This is a genomic window from Bacteroides sp. RTP21281st1_H5_RTP21281_210402 (genome assembly GCF_040918965.1).
GTDB classification, from domain to species: domain Bacteria; phylum Bacteroidota; class Bacteroidia; order Bacteroidales; family Bacteroidaceae; genus Bacteroides; species Bacteroides congonensis.
This window is the reverse complement of sequence record NZ_JBCOWR010000043.1, coordinates 1-4,847: the sequence shown is the minus strand read 5'-3', so window position 1 is coordinate 4,847 and position 4,847 is coordinate 1. Positions and strand designations below refer to the sequence as shown.

6 protein-coding genes are annotated in these 4,847 nt (G+C 40.7%); 1 reads left to right on the top strand and 5 read right to left on the bottom strand.

The window, feature by feature from the left end:
* Positions 1-225: 225 nt before the first annotated feature.
* Positions 226-840 (top strand): HU family DNA-binding protein, encoded by a 615-nt coding sequence (locus tag AB5443_RS25155; protein WP_044653689.1) that lies wholly within the window; start codon positions 226-228, stop codon positions 838-840.
* Positions 841-923: 83 nt separating this feature from the next.
* On the opposite strand, the gene AB5443_RS25150 is transcribed toward AB5443_RS25155, so the two are convergent.
* From AB5443_RS25150 to AB5443_RS25130, 5 genes are read right to left on the bottom strand one after another with little or no spacing between them, the layout of a single operon-like run.
* The gene (locus AB5443_RS25150) at positions 924-1,853 is read right to left on the bottom strand and encodes a hypothetical protein (protein WP_044653688.1); all 930 of its coding nucleotides are present in this window, start codon (positions 1,851-1,853) and stop codon (positions 924-926) included.
* A 1-nt stretch (position 1,854) separates the two neighbouring features.
* Complete coding sequence (locus AB5443_RS25145) at positions 1,855-2,727, bottom strand: DUF6175 family protein (protein ID WP_229127352.1); 873 nt, start codon at positions 2,725-2,727, stop codon at positions 1,855-1,857.
* A 16-nt stretch (positions 2,728-2,743) separates the two neighbouring features.
* Positions 2,744-3,190 carry a hypothetical protein gene (locus AB5443_RS25140; RefSeq protein ID WP_073346938.1) on the bottom strand — a complete coding sequence of 149 codons (447 nt, stop codon included), beginning with the start codon at positions 3,188-3,190 and terminating at the stop codon, positions 2,744-2,746.
* Between the two features lie 3 nt (positions 3,191-3,193).
* On the bottom strand, positions 3,194-4,027 hold the full coding sequence (locus AB5443_RS25135) for a CsgG/HfaB family protein (protein WP_277131743.1): 834 nt from the start codon (positions 4,025-4,027) through the stop codon (positions 3,194-3,196).
* A gap of 2 nt (positions 4,028-4,029) precedes the next feature.
* On the bottom strand, positions 4,030-4,575 hold the full coding sequence (locus AB5443_RS25130; RefSeq protein WP_044656881.1) for a hypothetical protein: 546 nt from the start codon (positions 4,573-4,575) through the stop codon (positions 4,030-4,032).
* Positions 4,576-4,847: the final 272 nt, after the last annotated feature.

Genomic DNA, 4,847 nt, shown 5'->3' with positions numbered 1-4,847 from the left:
AATATATTAATAACCAATAATATAGAAAAGAAATAGCAAATAAGAATATAGTAATAAATATAATGCGTCTGCCCTGCATCCTGTAAGGTGACATTTGTCTGCTTATAGGGTGACTATTGTCACCTTGCAACGGGACAACTACCCGAATGCATAAACTATTATAGTTTACTGCACTCAAAATTCTTATTCGCTGCACTGAAAACTCTTAAATAGAACTATAAGATTATGGCTTATTACAACTTAAAGAAGAAACCTGCCTTGACTACAAAAGAAGGGGAAACAGAAACGATGTATGCCGACGTCGTTTATAATGGAACGATTACGGCAGAACGATTGATTCGCATGGTTGCCAAGAGAACCGGATTTAAGGAAGGAGTGATAGACGGCATCCTCACGGAATTGAAAGATGACGTCTTGCAGTACTTGGGCGAAGGGTACCGTGTCGAACTGGGTGAGTTCGGCTTCTTTTCCGCCAAGGTGAAAGCTTCCCGTCTGGTGGCAGACAAGAATGATATTCGTTCCAGCTCGGTTGCTTTCAATGGTGTGAACTTCCGTGCTTCCAAGAGCTTCCGGGAAGGTATTCGCGGGGATTTGGAGCGTAAGAAATGCATTGATTTCAGAGCTTCACGGGAATGGGATAAGGAAACCTTGAAGAAGATTGTCCTGCAATATATCAGGCAACATGGCTTTATTACACGGTCTACTTATACACAACTGACGGGACGGCTGAAGAATACCGCACTTGCCGACCTCAAGTCTTTTGTATCCGAAGGAGTCATCAAGAGAGAAGGGTGGGGCAATCAGACTCATTTCATTATGTCGAAGAAAGAAGAAGAGTAAAGATAGGGCAGTCATGGACTGCATGAATAAAGAGAAGTTAATAGCCTTGGCTGAACATTGAAAATTCAGTCAAGGCTATTGAATTATTTGATAATCTGTGTATAAGTGATTTGGGGCTGGTTGCTCAAATAAGCAGTTGCTATTTCCTTGATGGCATCAATACGTCTTTTCTCCAGACTTATTTTCTTGTTTAATAGTTTTTCTTCTAGTTCTTGTTCGGCTTTTTGGTCTGCTTTGATGGTATCTTCCACTTTCTTTATTAATTTCGCGGCATCAGAATGACAGACCGATTCTGTATCAATAGATGCTAAAATAAAAGCAGCTTCCTCGTAATTCTGCAAAGATATAGCAGCTTCAGCCTTTAATATCATTTGGGCGCAGACTTGATTCTGGTATTTTTTATAAATCTCAATGGCTGCTGCCTGCACCTCGTTTGCTCCTTTCAGATTTTGAGGAAAGGTCGTCAGTAAAGCCAATGCTTGCTCGTATTGCTGGTTTGCTGCCAATTGATGTGCCTGGCTTAATAGATTAGCTTTATTCTCAAGATAATAGTTAGCTATTTTTTCCTTCGTTTGTGTCAGGAACTGGCTATATACATTATCTCTCGTGTTCATTCCAGAAAAAGCATTTCGTATGGCATCTGATAAGTTTCGACCGTTTCCTTTTAAAATTTTGGAACAGCTACCGAAAAGTGTATGAGTAACTACTTGTTTGACAAAAAGTGAAAGTTCCACTTCAACCATTGTTATATTACGTAGTCCGCCTTCCACCAACTTCTGGTCGAGTATGTTTACTACAGGATATATAACGAAAGTCCCGTTTGTCTCAGACGATACACCGTTCGCTCCCATTACGGCATTTAGCCGGGTAGCCAGTAGACGGAAAGCGTTCGCGTCCATTTCCTTTTGTTGCTCAGGAACGACGATCCCGATTGTGATGTCATTATCGTGCTGGGCATAAGTGGAGGAAATGCCTAGTAAGCCGATTAAAAAGGATAAGATAAGTTTTTCCATCTTATTTAATTGTTATATAGATTGTTGTTCCTTTTATATCACGCTGTACCTGTAGCCCTAGTTTTCTCATGAATTTGAAGATTTCTAAAGCAAATTTATTGGTGTTGTAGTTATTGCCGTTTTTAGGGTCTTTCAAGGGAATACGCACGTCATCGAATATCATTTGTTTATCAGTCGTTCCCTGTATGTGATAATTATTCTTATAAGCATGTTCTTCCATCCACATTTCCAGCTCGTCGGATAATTGTAAACCTTGTCCGCCTATTTCTGAAGACATGGAATAAGAGGAATTCTGGTCGAATCCGAAATTAATGATTACTGAACGTCCGTTCTCTACAATGTCGGAGAATTTAGTTTGAATAGTATTCAGAAATTCCTCAGCACATGACCCTATAGACTTGCTTGCCAGTTTTCCAATATCGTCCGTATAGAATTTTCCGCTATCGCCTACTTTGTTCGCCAAAGATGCTCCCGTTGATACATCATAAGCCGTAACAATCACCTTCACAGAGTTTCCTGATGAAGATAGAAGGACATTCATTTCTGCTTCCACGTAAATATCTGCTCCGGACATTTCTATCAACTGGCTTTTCAGATCGGTTTGATTGTCGGCGGTAAAGACTTCATTTTGAGAGATTGCTTTTAACCGTGCGGTAAAATCAATGGTTGTAAACCCCCGGTCATCAAATGCCTCTCTAATTTTTGCCAATGTAATTCTTTTGTTGACGTCATCCTCCAATACGGTACGTAAATCTTCACCTTCCTTTGTATAAGGTATTACCATAATTTTAGGCTGAACAGTATTTACATTTTGTGCGATAGCTCCTGCTACGTTAGGCAGTAGCAGTAAAAGCATCAGGATATATTTGCTCATATTCATGTATTTTTAATTAAAACCCGAATTTCCGAATCACTTTATGTTGTTCCAAATCACTGCGCAGAGCCTGAAGATTGACTTTTATATCTGTGACAATACATTTCTTTTTTGTAGCGTCTTTGGAGAACTTGGAGACGGGTATAGTAGATAAGATAAAACTGCTGCAACGCTTTTCTTCGAAAAGTTCCTTGAAGTAAGATTTGTGTTCTTTCTGTATTTTTTCTTCATTTACGCCAATTAAAGGATTCTCTACCTGGTTGGAGCCCGGTATGCCTCTGAACAGGATTGCTCTGACTGCTGCCTGTTCAGCGTTCTCTATCGCTTCCTTTGCTTTTTTTCCGTATGCAGTTACACGGAGTGATAATGTGTTTGGCCCGTCGGACAGAAAATTGACTTTATTTTGTCCGAAAAGATTATATGCAATCAGGAGGCATATAATTAATAAACAGTGTCGTAACATATTCTATTCAATAATTAGGTTACAAATAATTTTCTCATTACCCGCGAAACGGGCTTTTATTTCTCCACCCATTTTCTTGGGGACTTTACATTCGGCGAAAGATTCTCCTGAAAGTTTCTGTACTTCTATCTCTCCGAGTTCTTTCGGATAAGGTTGCCCTTCAAGCATTTCCACAATAGATACAATGAATTTATCCCTTTCTTTCACGCCTTGTTTCTTACCGATATTTAGCAGAACGACTTTGGCACCGGTCTTATCTTCTTGCAGAATTTTGAGTATCTTGCCGGAAACAGGGAAATTCTTCCGAAAATATTCTTCCAGTTGTCCCTGCAATGATTGCATGGCTTGCGTGACGGCACTTTCCGGTGAAAGCATCAGATCACTCGCTTTACCGTCGAAGCTTACAGCCTCTGTGCTCAATCCTGTGGCCACATCGACTACTTTCATTTGGAAAGAAACGCTTCCTTTATACCCCTTGACAGAACCGTCTGCATTCTTCATGGCATAAATAGGGATCTTATTGATATGACCGGTAATCAGTTTCTCTGCTGCTATGGCGATATCTTGTTCTACCAGATTCTTGCTGTCCATGAAAGCTTCACTTTTTTGTAGTTCCAGTTCCGCTTTTACTTTATCGTTACTGGTACGATCTACTACCTGAAAACGTTTCGTGTTGGTCAGCATCTCCACTACCTTTTCTGTGACTAGTCCGGAAAACCGGCTGTCTGTTTCGCACGTAAATTTGGCAACTCCCACTACGGGACGTGTGTCCGCCTGATTTTGTGTATAGCCATAAAGGCTATACACAAACATTAGGAATAATAAACTCAAACGCATGTTTATAGGTTCTTAGCTGTTTTTGCGGTTTCTATCATTGCAGCAATGGCCTTTGTTTGAGCAGCGGATTCTTCTACCAAGATAGGATACGCATCCTTTGTAAACCCTAGAGCTGTGGCAATTTTAGCTGCTTTCATCGGATTCTTCTGTGCTTTGGAGGCAGATAAAGCTTTATCTGCGGCACCGGCGGCATCCTTGATTGTCAAAGCTTGTGCAGCAATGGTCACACTGAGTGCGGTCAGTTCTTCTACTGTCGGTTTTTTGATGTTTACATCTGTCACACCGTCTTTTGTCTCACCTATTGAGCGATAGTACAGATTCTGTAATTGTTCTGTTGTGCTCATTGACAAGATAGCTGCATCATAGACGTTCTTGACATAGGTGTCCACGTCACCTACTCCGGTAGACTTCGGCTCTTTCTGGCATAGTTTTGCCAATTTTTCCATACGCTCCTGGGAAGCTTTCATTTCATCTTTTGTCTGTGCGTTAGCGACATTCACCCCTGCCACCATGAATAGGGTGACTAATACTAAAAACAACTTCTTCATAATTGTTTTGTTTTATAAATGTCCGCAGATTCCCGAACCGGACGGTTCTTATTAAAATAATTGATGAATATATATAAAGAAAAAGCGCGGGAATCTGTACCTGTCACTCATCCCGCTTATCGAGGCCTTCGCATTGCCCATCACTGCCAGAACGAGCAACGCAGAAGCCCACGCCGATATGTATAGTAATTCCACAAGAGGTTGTGTCAAAACGTTGGCACAACCTCTTTTATATTTTACAGTTCTGCTATATTTTCTTTTGGCTATGCTGC